Origin of the sequence: Arthrobacter sp. S39 (assembly GCF_004320525.1) — a bacterium.
In the GTDB taxonomy this organism is placed as follows: domain Bacteria; phylum Actinomycetota; class Actinomycetes; order Actinomycetales; family Micrococcaceae; genus Arthrobacter.
The window spans coordinates 39,905-57,240 of the sequence record NZ_SIHX01000007.1; the positions used below are offsets into that span (position 1 = coordinate 39,905).

Sequence of the window (17,336 nt, forward strand, 5' to 3'; positions counted from 1 at the left end):
ACGGTCAGCCGAACGCGGGTGTGGGCATGCGAACTGTTTCTGGGTCTTCGCGCTGGCTCGTTGTGTGCTTCCTGGCCATGGGGATCCTCGGCGCCGCGGCGCCGTCGCCGGCTCCTCCGTCCTCTTCGGAAACCGCGGATCCCGGCCAGGCTTACAGGACGCTCGATTCCTACCTGCAGGACCAGCTCGACGCCGTCGGGATCCCGGGTGCCGCCGTCGCCGTCGTTCAACACGGGGTCCAGGTGCACTCCGCCGCGTTCGGGCACGCCAATGACTCCGGGCGGCCGATGACCGCCCGAACGCCGGTGCTGCTGGCCTCCACCAGCAAGTCGCTGACAGCCATCGCCGTAATGCAGCAGGTCGAGGCCGACAAGCTGGACCTGGATGCGCCGGTGCAGACCTACCTGCCCTGGTTCACGCTCGACGACGACCGCTCGTCCGCGATCACGGTCCGCCACCTGCTCCATCAGACCAGCGGCATGTCCTCGAAGGACACGGCCTTCGAGGCCTCAGACGATCAACGCCCGGAAGCCCTCGAGGAAGCGGTCCGGGCCCTGTCGGGCTCCCCCCTGGCCGGCGAACCGGGCGCGGCCTTCCACTACGCGAGCGCCAACTTCAACATCCTGGGCGTCGTGGTGCAGACGGTCTCCGGTCAGCCGTTCGGGGACTACCTCAAGCAGCACGTCTTCGGGCCACTGGACATGGCGCACAGCCATCCGACCCGGGCCACAGCACGCGCAGACAACGCTGCCGCCGGCTACTCCCGGTGGTTCGGATCGTTCTGGCTCAGGACCGATGTGCCCGCACCCGCCGCCGGAATGCCGTCGTCCACCCTGTATGCCTCGGCCGAGGACCTGGGGCATCAGCTGGTCGCGCTGCTGGACAACGGACGGTACGGCGACGCCCGGATCCTCCGGCCTCAGAGCGTGGCGGCGATGTTCGAACCGCGCGTGCAGGTGGACGGGTCCAAGGGCTACGCCATGGGCTGGTTCACCCGGCCGCTGTTCGAGTCCGCCGATCCCGCGGCACCGCCTGTCCCCGATGGCGCGTTGCCACGGCTCGTGGAGCATCAGGGGGAATGGGGCAACAGCCACACCTACCTGGCGATGGTTCCGGAGTCCGGCCTCGGCGTGGCCCTGGTCATCAACGGCAACGACACCGCGGCCCCGTCACGGCTGAAGGCGATCGACACCAATATCCTGCGGATCCTTTACGGGCATTCCCCCGTGCCGGCGGTTGTGTTCGAGGACTGGCTGCAGCGCTACAGCTGGGCGGTCTCCCTTGTGCTTCTGCTGGCGGAGCTACTGAGCCTGTGGCTGGCGTTCCGGTTCCTGCTCCGGAGGCAATCCCCGCCCCGGCGACGCTGGGCACCCCTGGCGTGGGGCGCCGTCGCACTCGCTCTCGACGCGTTCGCCCTCTGGCTGTGCCTCACCTACGCCCCGGCCCGGTTCGACACGCACCTCTTTGTCATCGTCCGGCAGTTTCCCGACGTCGGCATCTCGCTGGTGCCGATCCTCGCGTTGGCCATTCTCTGGCCGGTTCCGCGGACGGTCTGGCTGCTCGCCAAAGTGAGGGACGGACGGCCCCCACCCCACGCCGTCGCACCTTAAACGGCGTCGTTGGCCGCGCGCCGCAGGTCCGCGGCTTCCAACAGCCTGCGTGTTTCCGGAAAGGTCGCCCGGGCTGCTGCCTGCTGCGGGCTCAACCATTCAGCGCGCCGTTCCTTGTCCTTGCGCAGCCCGCGCCCCAATGCACGCATGAGGAAGTAGCGCGTGGTGACCGCGGATCCATCGACCACGTACTCGGCATCGTCCAGGAAGTCGACGATGCCCGCCCACACGCCGGTTTCTTCAAGGACCTCGCGCACGGCGGTTTCGCGATGCTGCTCGCCCTCCTCGACGTGCCCTTTGGGCAGTACCCACTGCGATGGATCCCCCGTCGCCTCCACGAGCAGATACTCAACCTCGCCGCGCCGCATCCGGGACACCACACCGCCCGCGAGCAGAGGAGCGCCGGCGGCCGGCACCGCCTTATCGATGGTGATCTTGCCCTTCCGGGCCTCAAGCGTGATGACGGACCAGTACGCCTGGTTGGTGGCCTTGTAGCGTTGCTCCATGTAGCGCCACAACGCCAGCAGCAGTAGGCCAAGGACAACAGGGATTCCGGCGGGCGTCCATTTCTGGTGGAAAGGCCACGCTGCGAGCAGGACCAGCAGCACCACCGTGAAACACCGGAAGAATTTCGAATCAGCTTCGAAACGCTGCACCACGGCCAGGCTCTCCCGGCTTTCGACATTCAGCAAAGCCTTGCACCACTGAAACGAGTTGATGGCGTCCTTCGCCTGCAGACCACCAAGTGCCTGTTCCTTGATCTTCACCACGCGGTCCACTGCCAGGTTGCGCTCACGCTTGAACACCAGCGCAACACAGACCCGTGCTGGCCAGCCCAGCAACCGCCCCCTGTTGGCAACATCCGAAACCTGGCGGTTCAGCGTCCGGCTGCGAAGCAGGTCATAGATCCCGTCCAGCCATGAACCCAGCAGGAAGACCAGGTGGCCCACGAGATAACTTGCCACCAGAAATGCCGCCCATGCCTCGGCGCTGGCGAGCCGGTCATACCGGTCACCCAATACCACCAGTCCTACTTCGTCAATCACTAAATACGTGAGGAGCGCACCCGGCAGCAGTATCGAAAAGAAGTCCATCAAACCGATAAAGAATTTCTGCGGGTCGAAGTTCATGACGTCCCCCATTGGTGTCCGCCTGCGTAAACGTGGAGGGACTTTTACTGGTTCAGGAAGACTCTAGGAATTTGCACGTTACCGGTGCGTTACACCCTTGTTGATAATCCGTCAGCTCAGCAGAAGCCCCCGTTGCCGAAGCCCCGGCCACGCGGCGTAGCCTACTGTTATGGACTCCGAAGTCCGAGATCTCAAGCTCCGCACCGGCATCACGGTCCCGTGCCGGATCGAGGGCGACGCCGGCGCCGAACCGGTGCTCCTGCTGCACGCGTGGGGCGAATCCCGGCGCAGCTTTGACCGTCTGATCCCCCTGCTGACCAGCTTTCGGATGTACGCTCCGGACCTCCGTGGCCAGGGCGAGGCAGACAAACCGCAGGCCGGCTACTCGCTGGGGGAACAGGCTGAGGATGCCGCGGCGATCCTGGACGCGCTCGACGTGTCCCGTGCCGCCGTCGTCGGCTCCTCCAGCGGCGGGTACGTTGCCCAGCAACTCGCCGTCGCCCATCCTGAAAAAGTTGGGGCGCTGGTGCTGGCGGGCTGCCCGGTGAGCCTCCACGGGCGGGCACCCTTCGCCGATGAGGTGGACCAACTCACCGACCCCCTCAACGAGGACTGGGTCCGGGATTCCCTCTCCTGGTTCCGCCTGCTGCATGATGTTCCACCGTGGTTCCTCGAGGACCGCGTGCGCGACGGTCTCAGAATGCCAGCACACGTGTGGAAGGCCATCCTGAATGGGCTGTGCGACGCCACCCCGCCCACTGAAGCGGGAACCATCCTGGCGCCCACGCTGATCCTGTGCGGCGCCGAGGATAACCTGCTGCCGCCCGGCGACCAGGAAACCCTGGCCGCCAGGATCGCCGGCTCGGTAATGAAGGTCTACCCCGATGTGGCGCACTTGGTTCTGTGGGAGTGCCCGGAGCGCGTGGCCGAGGATACGACGGCATTCTTCCGTTCCTTGGGCTGAGGTTGACTGTCCGCGCCATCCGAAAACGGATAATTGCCCTTGATATGCAAGCCGCCACTTGCCTATATTGGATCCATGGTCGATGTGTTCCGAGCTCTGGATGATGAGACCAGGCGCACCATCCTTGACGAACTGTCGATGCGCGACGGCCAGACCCTGTTCGAGATCTGTTCAACGCTCACGATGCGGCATGGCCTCAGCCATTCACGCCAGGCGATCTCGCAGCACCTCGGTGTGCTTGAGTCGGCCGGCCTCGTCGAGACGGAGCGGCGCGGACGTTCCAAGTTCCACTACTTCAACCCTGAGCCACTCGCCGCGATCACTAACCGATGGCCCACCAGAAAGAGGACCGAACCATGAAAATTGCCCTGACGAGCCTGTTCGTCGACGACCAGCGGGCGGCGCTGGCCTTCTACACAGACGTGCTCGGATTCACGAAACGCCATGACATCCCCCTCGGCGATGACTTTTGGCTCACCGTTGTATCGCCGGAATCGCCTGACGGTCCTGAGCTGCTGCTGGAACCGTCGGGCCACCCGGCAGTCAAGCCGTATCGGGATGCCCTTGCCGAAGACGGCATCCCGCTCGCTCAATTCGCTGTAGAGGACATCGAGGCCGAGCACGCCAGGCTGACCAGCAAGGGCGTGGTGTTCACGCAGCCGCCGACTGACATCGGCAACGCAGTCGTGGCCGTCTTTGATGACACATGCGGCAACCTCATCCAGCTGATCGAAATGAAGCGGGACGAGAACCACGCCGACGCCCGCTGAGGGATGAAGGGGCGGACTGCCCCAGCACACTGCTCCGCTGGTCCCGCTGGCGCTGCAGGGGCCTCAAACAGCAAAGTGCCGCGGATACTTTCGAGGGAGAAGGTATCCGCGGCACTTTAAACGGCTTACGCGAGGCGGCTATTTCTCGCAGGCAACTCCGTCGGAATCGCCGTCCAGGCCTGCACGGTAGCCCGCCTGCCCAATGCGCAACGGCGCCGCACCGGCAGCCTTAGCCGCCGCACAATTGGGGTAGTAGGCAGCGGCGGGCGCTGGCGCAACGGGAGCTGGTGCGGCCGGAGCTGCGGGGACCTGCTTCGCGGCCTGCTGGGCCGCTGCCTGTTCGGCCGCAGCTTTCTGTGCAGCGGCCTGTTCGGCGGCCAGCTGCGCGGCAGCCGCATCTGCCGCAGCTTTGTCTGCGGCCGCTTTATCTGCCGCAGCCTTCTCAGCAGCAGCCTTTTCGGCTGCCGCCTTATCAACGGCGGCTTTGTCAGCGGCAGCCTTCTCAGCGACCACCCGCTTCGAGTCAGCCTCGGTCATCCACACCAGACGCTGGTCGCTGCCCGAGGTGCAGATGAGTGTCTGGTCGTTGTACTTTCGCGTCTCGGCTGCGGTGAGGCAGGCCGAGTTCGCCGGATTCGTCGGGGTCGCACTTGGCGTTGCCGTTGCGGACTTTTGGGATGTACTGGCCAGGGACGCTTTATCGGTACTTCCGCCCGGGGCGGCGGTGGCACCGACCACGCCCGCACCCAAAATCAAGGCGACAAATCCGGCAATTGCCACGATTCCACCGGATTTGCGGTGCGGCAGGCCAACCCATGACCGGCGCTTGAACAGCAGCACATAGAGCCCGGTAAGCAGGGCAACCAGGCCAAGGATGAACAAGGCCATACCCACTCCGCCGGCTATGGCGAAAGGAATCAGGACCAGCAGCACTATTGCCGCAACGATCCAGAAGAGCACAGTCGGTTTCCAGCGGCCTTTTTGGACTGCAGGAGCATAAGGATTGTTTGTCATTTTTTTCCCCTAGGAATGTTTGTGACGGTGATGCAAATGGGGCATAAATAACCCCAAGGCAATGGGGCGCGGTCAGCTCTCGCAGGCCACGCCGTCGGAATCGCGGTCAAGCGCGGACCGGTAGCCGGCCTGTCCCGCGAAGATCGGGGCCGCGCCGGCGGCCTTCGCAGCCGTGCAGTTGGCGTAGTAGACGGCGGCCGGAACTGCGGGAGCCGGCGCCGGGACAACGGGCGCGGGGGCAACCGGGGCGGGAGCCACCGGAGCAGCAACCGGGGCCGGCGCCACGGGTGCAGCTGCCACCACGGGCGCGGGCTCAGGTGCCGCCGCAGCAACCGGCGCCTGCTCGTTGGTCGGTGCCAGCTGGCCGGCGCAGTCGCCGAGGATCCTGGCCATCGCGTCGTGCTCCGCCTGGGTTACCCACAGGCTGTACGTGGCCTTCACCGAAACCTGCCGGGCCACGTACTCGCACCGGAAGCCCTTGTTCGGCGGCAGCCAGGTGGCGGCGTCGCCGTCGCCCTTTTTCATGTTGGTGGGACCGTCCGTCGCCTGGAGGTTCAGCGGATCGTTGGCGAACGCCGTCCGCTGTTCCGTGGTCAGCTGCTGCGCGCCCTTCTGCCAGGCGTCGCTGAGGGCCACCACATGGTCGATCTGCACGGCGCTGCTGGTGGCAGTCCCCCGCAGGAAGCTGATGCTGGTGCCCGTGTAGGGATCCGCCAGCATTCCGGACTGCACCTTGCAGGGGACGCTGTTGGTATAGGCGATGCCCATCAGGTCGCGTTTGAGCATGTCATTACGGGTATCGCAGCCGTTCCGGTCCACGTCCGCCCAGGCCTGCCCGAACAGCGCACGGTCATATCCCGTCTTGGGTGCGCGGCCCTTGACGGGCAAAGTGGCCAGCAGGTCGGCCGCCTTCGTCGCGAAGGCAGGCTGCGTCTTCGGTGCGGTGACGCTGACGCCGTTCGCCACAACGAAGGGGGTCTCGGGATCAAGCGGAGAGCCCGACGGCGCCGGCGTGGCTTGTGCAGCTGCGCTCGCCTCAGACGCGGCCGACGAGGCATCGGTCGCCGACGAAGCGGCCTGCGGCTCCCGCGTTGCGGTCCCCGGCGAACCGGCGGAGCACCCGACAACAAATGCCAAAGAAACCGACGCGGCGACGGCCCCTGCCGTCCGCATAAGCATCTCGTAGTTCGGCATTGTTCTCCCCCATTAAATAAAGGGCCCGGCGATAGCCGGGCCCTTTGCTTAAGCCAATGTTGCTGCTGGTGAGGAGCCTATTTCCCAGATTCGCGGCAAAACCAATTCTTCGACGATCTTCGGACAACGCTGATGGAGCCTTGAGCCGATCTTGAGGAAACTCGTCGCACGGAAAGTCATGCGCTTCACAATCGCTGGCGGATGCCGGAGATCCGCGGTCTGCCAGGTATTGGGCCGCCGCCGATACTGGGGCCGGCCATCCACGTGCGTTTACGCGGTTCCGCCGTCTCCGGTTTCCTCACCTTTGCGGCTCCACGTGAGCGTGATGGTGAAATTCGAGCTGGTGCTTGCGGCCGCGATGAAAGCCCCGGCTTCGGCATGGAGGTCGAGGCCGAACTCGAGGGTAACCTCATCGGGTTGGTTGGGCAGGTTCATAAGCTCGTCGATGACCCCTTGGACGGCGGGCCGGACGTTGCTGAGGGCCCGCTCGAAGGTCTGCTGGGCCCGCGCAAAAACACCCGTATGGCTGTCCCCGCCCCGGGTCACCACCGTGCCCGCAGCGTCAGCAACTTCCACGAGGACGGTGCCGCCGTCCGCGGTGGGGAATTCAACCAGCCTTGTCATGCCCTGACCGACCCTTTCTCATCTGCACCGCCAGCACCAGGAAAACGGCTCCGCATGCCGCGACAACCATGCCCTGCACCATAAAACCGACGCCAATCACAGCGGACTCCTCCAGCCCGGCCCACACCAGCGGCAGGGATCCGGCGGAGACCAGCAGCACCCACCCAGCCACGGCGTGTCCGCCGCGGATGGCCAGGATGCCGGCGCAGACTCCAAAAACTGCGTGCACCAAGCTCCAAACCAGTGCCGCCGGCTGGGCCTCGACTTCGAACCCCACAAGCCCCATCAGCGCCTCCGCGCCGATGGCAACACCCAGCGCGACCCGGCCAAGCACCGTCCGGACAGGGAGTCCCGAAAGCAGCAGCAGCGTATAGCCTGCCGGCGCCAGGACCCCGTACATGAACTGAATGGTGCCCGACCCGCGGTTGTACCACCAGTCGTTTTCGTCATACCAAAGCAGGTAGTTGTAGAAAAACGCGAGCAGGCCTCCGGCGAGCGCCAGGAGCAATCCTCCGGATCCCAGGAGCCGGAAGTCCAAGCCCTGCGGTTGCTCGGACGGCGCCTCGGCCGGTTCAGCGGACGGACGGTCCGACGACGGAACCGGCGACGGGCGGTCCGTGCCGCTGATTGCCTGCGACGGCGGGACCGGAGACTGTCGGTCAGCACGGCTGACGGGCGTCGCGGGCGGTTCCGCCGCGGCTCCAAGGTGGCCCCGCGCCGCCGTCGTCAGTCCATCCGGGTCCGCGGCGGCCGGATCCAGAGCCTCGAGCTCCGCCGCGACGTCCAGGACCGCTTCCCAGTTGCCGCTCCCGGCGTGGTAGTCGAGTTCGGCCTGCAGGTCTGCGATCCGTTGGCGCTTCTCCGCCCGTTCCTTGCGGGCCGCGGCATCGGCAAAGGCCGGGTCATCCTGGAGCTTGGAAAATTCGCTGATGGCCGTGGACCAGTCCTCGTCCTCCTCGGCTTCGACGGCCCGCTCATATGCTTCGGCGCGCTCCTGGCGTTGTACTGCCGAGAGGCGGAGGGCTGCAGCGTCGCGGTAATCAGGATCTAAGGTCAGCAGGTCATCAAGTAGCTCAAGAGCCAAACCATAGTGCTTGGCGCGCAGCTCTGCGGAGGCCTGGACGTAGAGCGCGTGCAGCTGTGCCTGCCGCGACCTGAGCCGGGCACGCTCGCGGGCGTCGTCCTGCAGTCGGTCCGGAAGCTCGTCCAGCCGCTGTTGCTGGCCCTCCGTTTCCTGGTCCGCCTGCTTCCGAACGGGCGGCTTCGGCGGGGCCGAAAGGGTGAACAGCTGCGTGGATCCGCCCCTGACATAGAGGGCCGGCGTGACCCATTCCAGGGTCCCATCCGGGCTGGCCATCACGGAGATGCGGCCGATCCGGGCTGCTTCGTCCACGCCGCGGCCGCTGGCGATCGCGGCATAAAAGCCCTGCGCGAAGGCTATGGCAGCGACGTCGCTGATGGCGAACTGCATGGCGGCCACCGCGCTGATGCCGCTGCGGACCAGTGTGGATGCGGTGCCGGAGAACAGGTCCTCCTGCCCTGACTCGCCCGACGAACACGAGTTCAACACCACCAGCCGCGGCCGGGGCGCGGCAACACTCAGGAGGGCCATAAAACGGATGGCGCGCACCATGGCGGCTCGGCCGTCCGCGCCGACCAGGGCGATGCGTCCCTCGTCGCTGCGCGAATCGTAGTCCCCGTGGCCGATGAAGTGGACAACATGCCACGGTCCCGCCAGCAGGCTGGACTGGATGTCCTCCCACGTTCCGCCTGGCGCCCAGACCAGCTCGATCCGCCCCTCGGAAATTGGACCACCGAGCGCCGCGGCGAGGTGCCGCTTTTCGGCCTCCCCATCCAGCGACGGCAGGTCCCGGGGAGCCGCGACCAGCCCAAGGATGCGCAGCGGCGGCACGATCTCCAGGGGTTTCAGGTGATAGTCCGGTGCCGGAATGTGCCGCAGGAGCGGTTCGGTCTGGCACAGGTAGGTTTCCGTTTCCGGGTCAAACAGCATTTCCCACGGCAGCGCCGCGAGTTCCGGCGCCGCCAGCCGCAGCACCACCCGCAGCTGCTGCCCGCTATGCTGCGCCGCACCCAGGCTGGCACGATACGTGCCGTAGACCTCCCGAGTGAACAATGCCTGGAACAGCTGCTGGCCCACTCCACGGACGGGAAGCTCAGCGACGGGGGTGGTCCGGCGGGCCGCCACCGCCGAAGCCAGGACCGTGGATTCCAGCTCGGTCCGGCGCTCCAGGATGCCCTCCACATCAAGCCGGAAGACACCGGAGGCGTTGCCGCCCGCCGGAGCCTGGACCACGCGCACGGAGTACTCGCCCGGCTCCGAACCGGCTGCAAGTTCCAGCTCTATGTCGCCGTCCATGGCTGCCTTTCCAGCGATGTCCGGGCGTCCCCAAGGGGCGTCCGCCGTCGCTTTCTCAAAGGATCGGGCCCACACCTACAGAGTGGCCCGGGAACCCGGACACCACAAGGACAAGTTTGTGATGGGCACCTTCGCCCCGCGTCCAAAGCAGGGTAGCCGGGCTCGTTGACAGCGCCTCGGGGCGGACGTGTACTTAAACTGGCCCTGCACCAGCGGGCCAAAAAACCACGAAGCGGCCCGCGCTTCCGTGTGGCCGCCACTCAAATGGAGGTCGCAATGGGACAGGCACGGGAGGTCATGGACCGTCTAACCACGGCCATGGGGGAAAAGGACAAAGACACCCTGAGCGGCTGCTACGCCGCTGACGCCGTGGCATTCACCCCCGACCAGGGCGAAATCAGGGGCCGCGACGCCATCAGCAACTACCTTTTCGAATTCTGGGTAGCCCTGCCGGATGTCAGGTACGACTACACGGACAGGCACGAGTCCGGCGACGTGGCGATCGATGAGGGCATCATCGTCGGAACGCACACCGGGCCGCTGAACCTGCCCACCGGCGAAAGCCTGCCGCCCAGCGGCAGGGAGGTTCGGGTCAGAAGCTGCGACGTCGCCCGGGTGGAAAACGGCGAAATCATCAGCCACCATTTCTACTTCGACCAGATGGAGTTCCTGGGACAGCTCGGACTGCTGCCCGAATCACTGTCCAAACAATGAGCGCGGCGGTCCCCCGCCAGGCCGTGGGCGCCGACGCTAGTCCTCGATTCCGGTGCTCAGGCTGAGGTCCCGCCACCGGTCCAGATCGGCGCGTTCTGCTTCGGCGACGGCGCCGAACGCGCCGAACGCGTCCTGTCCGAGCACCAGCAGCGACGGCGGGTTCCCGCTGTTCACGACCGTCACGATGGCTTCCGCAGCCTTGGCCGGATCACCCGGCTGGGTGCCGTCCATCGTGTCGTTCTCCTTGCGCCGCTTCCCGGCCGTGTCCGCGTAGTCCGCGATCGGCGTCGCCGACTGCGTGAGTGAACGGCCGGCGAAGTCGGTGCGGAACGCGCCGGGCTCGACGACGGTGACGCTGATCCCCAGCGGCTTCAGTTCGTTGCGCAGTGAGCCGGACAGGCCCTCGAGCGCCGCCTTCGTGGCCGAGTAGTAGCCGGATCCGGCCGGCGTGATGCGCGCCCCGATCGAGGAGATGTTCAGGATGGACCCCGACCTGTTCGCACGCATGCCCGGCAGGACGGCTTTGATCATGTCCACCGCGCCGAAAACGTTCGTGTCGAACAATTGCCGGATGTCGGCGTCGTCCGCTTCCTCCACCGCCGCGCGGTAACCATACCCGGCGTTGTTGACAAGGACGTCGATGCCGCCGAAACGGGTCTGCGCCTCCTGCACCACCGAGCTGATCTGGTCCCGGTCGGTGACGTCGAGGGGCAGTGCCAGGGCCGTGTCCGGATAGGCGGCCGCGATGTCCTCGAGCGTGGTGGGGTTCCGGGCTGTGACGACGGCGTTGTGCCCGTGGGCGAGCACCGCCTGGGCAAGCGCGCTGCCGAGTCCGGTGGAGCATCCTGTGATGAGCCAGGTAGCCATGGGGTGATTCCTTTCGTAGTTTCCGGGTCCTACTGATCAGGTAACCGCAGAACGGTTCCGCTGAACAGGTACTGTCAGGGCATGGTTCGGGCGGTGCGGCGTGCTGCCTGTTCGGCGGGAACGATGAGCACCAGGGCGACGAGCAGTGCCGCTGCCAGCATGATTGACCCGCCGGTATAGGCGACGGCGACGGTCCCGGCGAGTGAGCCGGCGTTGGCCGAGACCGCCACCAGGACGCCGACGCCGAGGGCGCTGCCGAGCTGGTGCGAGGTGTTGACCAGTCCGGAGGCGGCTCCGGCGTCGTGGGCGCTGGCTCCTGCGATGCCGGCGGAAGTGAGCGGCGCGAACCCGAGGCCCTGCCCGACGCCGATCAGCACCATGGGGAGCGCGACGCCGGGAAGGTAGGGGGTGCCGGCGGTGATGGTGCTGAGCCAGGTCATGCCGGCCAGGGTCAGGGCGAGCCCGGCGGCCAGCAGCGTGGCGTTGCCGAATCGGTGCGTGAGCCGCGGGACGGCCAGTGCGACGAAGAAGTTCACCACCGTCATGGGGAAGAAGGCCACACCGGCCTGCAGCGGGTTGAAGCCGTAGACGCCCTGGAGGAACTGGGTGGTGAAGAAGAAAAACCCGATCATGGTGCCGGCGAAGAGGAGCCGTGCGGCGTAGGCGCCGGCCCGTTCCCGGCTGGCGAACAGGTGCAGCGGCATGATGGGTTGCTTTGCTTTGCCTTCGTTGACCACCAGCAGGGTCAGGAGCACCGCGGCTGCGGCGAGGGCGGTGACGGTTTCCGGTGCCGCCCAGCCGGCGTCGGTGGAGTTGACGATGGCGAAGACGAGGGCGCCCATGCCCAGGGTGGAGCAAAGGGCGCCGGGGAGGTCGAAGCGGCCAGTGGCGCGCGGGGATTCCGGGATGGTTTTGAGCGCGGCGATGATCATGGCGGCGCCGATGGGCACGTTGACGAAGAACCCGGCCCGCCACGACACCCATTCGGCCAGAGCGCCGCCGACCACCAGCCCGAGGCTGGCTCCGATTCCGGCCACGGCGCCGTAGGCTGCGACGGCGCGGGTCCGTTCCCGGCCGGCGGCGAACGTCGCGGTCAGCAGGGACAGCGAGGAGGGCGCGACGACGGCCGCGCCGACGCCCTGGAGAGCCCGGGCGGCGATCAGCCATGCTTCGTTGGGGGCGAGCCCGATCAGCAGGGACGCGATGGCGAACACGGTGAGGCCGGCGATGAACACCCTGCGCCGGCCCAGGATGTCCCCGAGGCGGGCGCCGAGCAGCAGCAGGCCGCCGAACACCAGCGTGTAGGCGTTCTGCACCCAGGAGAGCCCGGTGGTTGACAGGTCCAGCTCCGCCTGGATCCTGGGCAGGCCGGTGAAGATGATCGAGGCATCCAGGATGATCATGAAGTAGGCGACAAGGATGATCGCCAAGACCGCCGCGGGACGGACCCGGGTGGGTGGCACGGCTGTGGTGATGTTCATATATCAAGCTCACCACCCTCGGATAAACGGCGGCAGTGCCTGCTGTTCCATGTACTGGCAGACCACCCTTCAGCGGCTTTGTAGCGGGGAAGGGTGTACTGACAGGCCCTCCCACGGCTCCGTCGCCGGCCGTAGCCTGAAAGCATGGACAGTCGAAATGATGTGAGCGAGTTCCTGCGTTCCCGGCGGGCAAAAGTCTCCCCCGACCAGGTGAATCTGATCGTCGGCGGCAACCGGCGCGTGCCGGGCCTGCGGCGGGAAGAGGTGGCCACGCTGGCCGCCGTCAGCGTGGATTACTACGCCCGGCTCGAGCGCGGCAACCTCTCCGGCGTCTCGGATGAGGTGCTCGACTCCATCGCCCACGCGCTGCGGCTGGACGAAGCCGAAACGTCACATCTTTTTGCCCTAGCCCGTGCAGCCCAGCCCGGGCCCGCCCGCCGCAGGCGGGCAGCCAAGGCGCAGGAACTGCGGCCCAGCCTGCAGCGGTTCCTGGACGCCGTCACGGGCGCCCCCACCTGGGTCCGCAACGACCGCATGGACTTCATCGCCGCCAACGCGCTGGGCCGCGCCCTCTACGCCCCGGTCCTGGCCGACCACGTCCAGCCGGCCAACACGGCCCGTTTTATGTTCCTCAATCCCGAAGCACCCACGTTCTTCCCGGACTGGGAGCAGAACGCCAACGACGTCGTCGCCGTCCTGCGCGGTTACGCCGGCCGGAAGCCGCATGACCGCAGCCTCTCGGACCTGATCGGGGAGCTCGCCACCCGCAGCGAGGAATTCCGCACCCGCTGGGCCGCCCACAACGTCCGGTTCCACCGGACCGGGCTCAAGCGAATGCACCATCCCGTCGTCGGGGGCCTCGAACTCAGCTACGAAGCGATGGAACTGCCGGCCAACCCCGGCTGGACGATGTTCGCCTACACCGCCGAACCCGGCTCGGCCAGCGACGAACGCCTGAAACTGCTCGCCAGCTGGGCCGCGACCGCACCCAGCGAACTCCCCGCGCCCGCCACCCTCGACCAAAGATCATAAGAAAGAAACGCCACGCATGACAGAGAAATCCAGCAAGCCCGGCACCGTACTCGTGGTCGGCGCGACCGGAAGTGTCGGCCGCCATGTCGTGGCGGAAGCAGTACGCCAGGGCTACGAGACGAGGGCCCTCGTGCGCGACGAATCACGGGCAGGCCGGCTCGACCCCGGCGCGCAGAAGGTGGTGGGCGACCTGACCCGGGCCGAAACCCTCGCCGACGCAGTCGCCGGAATCGACGCCGTCGTTTTCACCCAGGGCTCCTCATACGGCGACGCCAAAGCGGCCGAAGCCGTCGACTACGGAGCAGTGAAGAACGTGCTCCAGTCGCTCGGCGGCCGCCGCGTGCGCATCGCCCTCATGACAGCCATCGGGGTCACCCGGCGCGGCAGCACCCACGACTGGAAGCGGCGCAGCGAACGCATTGTCCGCGCCAGCGGCAACGCCTACACGATCGTCCGTCCCGGCTGGTTCGACTACAACGACGGCGACCAGCTGAAGATCACCCCGCTGCAGGGCGATACGCGCCACGCCGGAAGCCCCGCGGACGGCGTCATTGCCCGGCACCAGATTGCCCGCGTGCTGGTGGACAGCCTCGCCTCGGACGCCGCCGACCACCTGACGTTCGAACTTGTTGCCGAGCACGGGCCGGCGCAGGATGACCTGGAGCCAGTCTTCGGAACTCTGGACAAGGACCCGGCCGGTTCCTTCGACGGCGTCCGGGACCAGGCGAACATGCCCGCCGACGCCGAACCGGACAGTGTACGGCGGGACGTCGGCGCGCTGACCGCGCACCTCTAAAGGGCCCTCCGGGGACGCGGCTAAACCGGAGGCTCCCCGGTCCCTTTCTCTCCGGCTTCCCGCTCCACGAGTGCCTTGATGTTGGCGAGCTCCTTACGTGCCTCTGAGCCGCTAAGGATGGCTAGTTCAACCAGCCTGCCCCCCAGCCCCAGCCCGCGGGGCCAGTGCGTGTCTGCCCGAAGCCGAAGCCGGGTGCCGTCGGCTTCGGGCAGAAAGTGCGTACCGACGTCGAACTTCAGCCCGAAGTAGGCCACGGTCCTGGTGACGATCCTGCGCGGCGGATCCGCGGACAGCACGATGGTCCGGGCGGTTCCCGGGCCCCGGGTTGATGTGTAGGTGGAGCCGGGCTGGCCTCCGGAACCGTGAATTTCGGCGATGACGGGCGAGCCGGTCTGCCATTCGGGCAGGCGCGATGGGTCAACGTACGTCCGCCACACATCCACAGGCCGGGCGTTGATCCAGACCGAGTGTTCGATCGCGCCCATGTGTATTCCTCACCCTGCAGGGCCAAGCCCGCGCGGGCGCGGTGCCCGCGCGGGCTTGTGGCCGGGCTACTTCCGTTGGGAGATGTTGAGAATGTTGCCCTCACTGTCCAGGAACCAGGCGGACTTCCCCCATTCATTGTCAGCAACGCCGTTCTCCGTCTTCAGGCCGGGGAAATCGTAGTCTTCGAAGACGACGCCGCGCCCCCGCAGTTCTTCCATCTCGGCTTCCAGGTTGTCCGTTTCCCAGCCCATCTGGGTGTTCTTGGCCGACCCGGCATTCTCTGTCTGGTAAATCAGGAAGCTTGTGCCGTTGCCGCCGCTGTACAACAGGCTGTCGTCCTCCATGGATTCGGACGGTTCCAGACCCAGCTTGTCGCGGTAGAAATCCTTCGCCCTGTTGATGTCCTTCGCAGCGAGGACTGCCATGATGGTTCGATCCTTGAGCATGATGGTTCCTTTGTGCATAACTCGCGTTGGTGGCGCCGCTCTCCCCTGGTTCGGCACCGGAACGTCGTTGTCCGGCACCGCGTGGCCACCCGTTCCGCCAAATGCCGGGGCGGCCACCTGGGACCCTGCAACGCCGCGCCAGCCATCACAAAGCGCGAGGATCCCCGAAGCTTATGTGGCCATTATGGAACCGAATTGCGCCAACGGAAATAGCCGACTTCTTACTCGCCGCTTGTGGGCCTCAGGCCCTTGGCGTAGGCGGCCTGCCCCACGTGCTGGAGGCAGTCGGCGATGGTGCTGACCAGCCGCACCCCGACGGTGACGGGCGGGTCCCAGCGGGTGTCCACGATGCGGTCCAGATCGCCGTCGTCGAGGGTCCGCAGGAAGTCCGCGGTCTGCCGGTGGACGGCGTCGTAGTACTCCAGCAGCAGTTCCGGGCTGGCCTTGACGGCGTCCACCTGCTCAGTGGAGTGGCCGTAGCCGGTGTCGCGGGCGCGCAGCGGCAGGTCGAAGCGGGCCACAAAGCCCTGCGCGGTCCAGACCTGTTCGACGCCGGCGGCGGAGCCCACCTGCGCGTCCTCCACCCGGCCCAGGTGCCAGATCAGCCACGCGATCGAGTTCCCGGTGCCGGCCGGCCGGCGGAGCAGGGACACGTCGTCGAGCCCTTCCAGCACGGCCTCCACGGTCTCCCGGATCCGGCCGAAGGCGTCCAGCAGGAGTTCGTTGGTCTTCATCGGGTCCCTTCTCGGTGCTTTTGGGCTGAATCCCATGCTTGCACGGGTGCCCGTTCGCAAGGTAGCCGCGGGATAATGAAGGCCTCACCCATCAGCGCTGGGCGATTAAGGAATCCGCCATGAGAAAAGTCAGCGTCACCAACAACGTGTCCTTGGACGGCGTCATGCAGGCGCCGGGACGGTTCGATGAGGACACCCGAGGGGGCTTCGAGCGCGGCGGCTGGGCCTTGCCGTACAACGACGAGGTCATGGGACGCGTCATGGGTGAGGGCATGTCCCAGACAGGCGCCCTGCTGCTGGGGCGCCGCACCTACGAGGATTTCGCCGGCTACTGGCCCCGCCAAACGGACAACCCCTTCACCGACGTCCTGGACAACATCCAGAAATACGTTGCCTCGACAACGCTCACCGAACCTTTGCCGTGGAAGAACTCCACACTGCTCCAGGGCGACGCGGCAGACGCCGTGGCCCGCCTCAAGGAACAGCCGGGACCGGACATCGCCGTCCTGGGCAGCGGCGAACTGATTCAGTCCCTCAGGAGCAGGAACCTCATCGATGAATACGTGCTCCTCATCCACCCGCTGATTCTCGGAGCGGGCCGCCGGCTGTTCCCGGACGGCCCGGAGACAGGGCTTAGGCTCACCAACAGCGTGACGACGACGACCGGCGTCGTGATCGCTACGTACCGGGCAATCTGACCCGCCGGGCCCTACTTCCGGATCTCCGAACGGCGCAGCCGGACGATGTCCTCCAGCACGTCGTCGGGAAGCGGATGGTCCGGGGTGAAACGGATGGTGCCTTTGGACAGCGAGTATCCCTCCAGCCGGTGTGCGACGGCGTCGATCACCGCCGGGGAGAACGGGAAGACGGAGAGGTGCTTGGCCGCCGCGACGACGCCGATGAGCGGCTTTCCGTCCAGCTTCAGGGCGGGCATCCCGTAGCTCATGCCCTCCTCGGCGTCCGGCAGCAGGGTCCGGGCTATGTCGATCACGCGCTGCAGGGAGCCGCGTTCGGGCTCTGGCAGATCGGCCAGGGAATCATCAACGGTGCCCATGGCGCCCATTCTATTCCTGCCCATTCTGTTGACGCCTCCGAGC

At 66.6% G+C, this 17,336-nt stretch carries 19 protein-coding genes; 8 read left to right on the forward strand and 11 right to left on the reverse strand.

The features are described from left to right. Nucleotides 1-26 precede the first annotated feature (26 nt). Entirely contained in the window at nucleotides 27-1,610 is a 1,584-nt protein-coding gene (locus tag EYS21_RS14900; protein WP_131133996.1) for a serine hydrolase domain-containing protein, read from the forward strand. Here the strand turns inward: EYS21_RS14900 and EYS21_RS14905 are convergent. Further along, entirely contained in the window at nucleotides 1,607-2,740 is a 1,134-nt protein-coding gene (locus EYS21_RS14905; protein WP_165478327.1) for an NUDIX domain-containing protein, read from the reverse strand. The genes EYS21_RS14900 and EYS21_RS14905 overlap by 4 nt on opposite strands. A 169-nt stretch (nucleotides 2,741-2,909) precedes the next feature. On the opposite strand from EYS21_RS14905, the gene EYS21_RS14910 reads away from it, so the two are divergent. From EYS21_RS14910 to EYS21_RS14920, 3 genes are all read left to right on the forward strand, one after another. Next, complete coding sequence (locus tag EYS21_RS14910) at nucleotides 2,910-3,704, forward strand: alpha/beta hydrolase (RefSeq protein WP_131133998.1); 795 nt, start codon at nucleotides 2,910-2,912, stop codon at nucleotides 3,702-3,704. A gap of 75 nt (nucleotides 3,705-3,779) precedes the next feature. Then, on the forward strand, nucleotides 3,780-4,064 hold the full coding sequence (locus EYS21_RS14915; RefSeq protein ID WP_131133999.1) for a metalloregulator ArsR/SmtB family transcription factor: 285 nt from the start codon (nucleotides 3,780-3,782) through the stop codon (nucleotides 4,062-4,064). Further along, nucleotides 4,061-4,474 carry a VOC family protein gene (locus EYS21_RS14920; RefSeq protein WP_131134000.1) on the forward strand — a complete coding sequence of 138 codons (414 nt, stop codon included), beginning with the start codon at nucleotides 4,061-4,063 and terminating at the stop codon, nucleotides 4,472-4,474. Before EYS21_RS14915 ends, EYS21_RS14920 begins: the two co-directional genes overlap by 4 nt. Nucleotides 4,475-4,612: 138 nt before the next feature. On the opposite strand, the gene EYS21_RS14925 is transcribed toward EYS21_RS14920, so the two are convergent. The 4 genes from EYS21_RS14925 to EYS21_RS14940 form a co-directional block, all read right to left on the reverse strand. Further along, nucleotides 4,613-5,488 carry an excalibur calcium-binding domain-containing protein gene (locus EYS21_RS14925; protein ID WP_347559567.1) on the reverse strand — a complete coding sequence of 292 codons (876 nt, stop codon included), beginning with the start codon at nucleotides 5,486-5,488 and terminating at the stop codon, nucleotides 4,613-4,615. 72 nt (nucleotides 5,489-5,560) lie between these two features. Continuing rightward, complete coding sequence (locus EYS21_RS14930) at nucleotides 5,561-6,682, reverse strand: DUF1524 domain-containing protein (protein ID WP_131134001.1); 1,122 nt, start codon at nucleotides 6,680-6,682, stop codon at nucleotides 5,561-5,563. A 270-nt stretch (nucleotides 6,683-6,952) separates the two neighbouring features. Further along, entirely contained in the window at nucleotides 6,953-7,306 is a 354-nt protein-coding gene (locus EYS21_RS14935; protein ID WP_131134002.1) for a CU044_2847 family protein, read from the reverse strand. Then, nucleotides 7,290-9,683, reverse strand: a complete 2,394-nt coding sequence (locus tag EYS21_RS14940) for a CHAT domain-containing protein (RefSeq protein ID WP_131134003.1) — start codon at nucleotides 9,681-9,683, stop codon at nucleotides 7,290-7,292. The genes EYS21_RS14935 and EYS21_RS14940 overlap by 17 nt, the downstream gene beginning before the upstream one ends. Before the next feature lie 276 nt (nucleotides 9,684-9,959). Here EYS21_RS14940 and EYS21_RS14945 point away from each other — a divergent pair, with 276 nt between their 5' ends. Next, a complete protein-coding gene (locus tag EYS21_RS14945) occupies nucleotides 9,960-10,397 on the forward strand; it encodes an ester cyclase (RefSeq protein WP_131134004.1) in 438 nt (145 codons plus the stop codon). A 36-nt stretch (nucleotides 10,398-10,433) separates the two neighbouring features. On the opposite strand, the gene EYS21_RS14950 is transcribed toward EYS21_RS14945, so the two are convergent. Continuing rightward, nucleotides 10,434-11,264, reverse strand: coding sequence for an oxidoreductase (locus EYS21_RS14950; protein ID WP_131134005.1), 831 nt, complete (start codon nucleotides 11,262-11,264; stop codon nucleotides 10,434-10,436). A gap of 74 nt (nucleotides 11,265-11,338) precedes the next feature. Then, nucleotides 11,339-12,745, reverse strand: coding sequence for an MFS transporter (locus tag EYS21_RS14955; RefSeq protein WP_131134006.1), 1,407 nt, complete (start codon nucleotides 12,743-12,745; stop codon nucleotides 11,339-11,341). A gap of 144 nt (nucleotides 12,746-12,889) precedes the next feature. On the opposite strand from EYS21_RS14955, the gene EYS21_RS14960 reads away from it, so the two are divergent. Next, complete coding sequence (locus tag EYS21_RS14960; RefSeq protein WP_131134007.1) at nucleotides 12,890-13,777, forward strand: helix-turn-helix transcriptional regulator; 888 nt, start codon at nucleotides 12,890-12,892, stop codon at nucleotides 13,775-13,777. A gap of 16 nt (nucleotides 13,778-13,793) precedes the next feature. After that, nucleotides 13,794-14,573: an SDR family oxidoreductase gene (locus EYS21_RS14965; protein WP_131134008.1), complete on the forward strand. Its 780-nt coding sequence runs from the start codon at nucleotides 13,794-13,796 to the stop codon at nucleotides 14,571-14,573. 20 nt (nucleotides 14,574-14,593) lie between these two features. Here the strand turns inward: EYS21_RS14965 and EYS21_RS14970 are convergent, their stop codons facing one another. The 3 genes from EYS21_RS14970 to EYS21_RS14980 all read right to left on the reverse strand — a co-directional run bounded on the left by EYS21_RS14970 (nucleotide 14,594) and on the right by EYS21_RS14980 (nucleotide 16,239). After that, a complete protein-coding gene (locus EYS21_RS14970; protein ID WP_131134009.1) occupies nucleotides 14,594-15,058 on the reverse strand; it encodes an SRPBCC family protein in 465 nt (154 codons plus the stop codon). A 66-nt stretch (nucleotides 15,059-15,124) separates the two neighbouring features. Further along, complete coding sequence (locus EYS21_RS14975) at nucleotides 15,125-15,505, reverse strand: VOC family protein (protein WP_131134010.1); 381 nt, start codon at nucleotides 15,503-15,505, stop codon at nucleotides 15,125-15,127. Between the two features lie 221 nt (nucleotides 15,506-15,726). Next, nucleotides 15,727-16,239 (reverse strand): DUF664 domain-containing protein, encoded by a 513-nt coding sequence (locus EYS21_RS14980; RefSeq protein WP_131134011.1) that lies wholly within the window; start codon nucleotides 16,237-16,239, stop codon nucleotides 15,727-15,729. A 119-nt stretch (nucleotides 16,240-16,358) separates the two neighbouring features. Between EYS21_RS14980 and EYS21_RS14985 the strand changes: the two genes are divergently transcribed. Next, on the forward strand, nucleotides 16,359-16,937 hold the full coding sequence (locus EYS21_RS14985) for a dihydrofolate reductase family protein (RefSeq protein WP_131134012.1): 579 nt from the start codon (nucleotides 16,359-16,361) through the stop codon (nucleotides 16,935-16,937). Nucleotides 16,938-16,948: 11 nt separating this feature from the next. Here the strand turns inward: EYS21_RS14985 and EYS21_RS14990 are convergent, their stop codons facing one another. Continuing rightward, nucleotides 16,949-17,293 (reverse strand): DUF1801 domain-containing protein, encoded by a 345-nt coding sequence (locus EYS21_RS14990; RefSeq protein ID WP_131134013.1) that lies wholly within the window; start codon nucleotides 17,291-17,293, stop codon nucleotides 16,949-16,951. Between the last annotated feature and the right edge of the window lie 43 nt (nucleotides 17,294-17,336).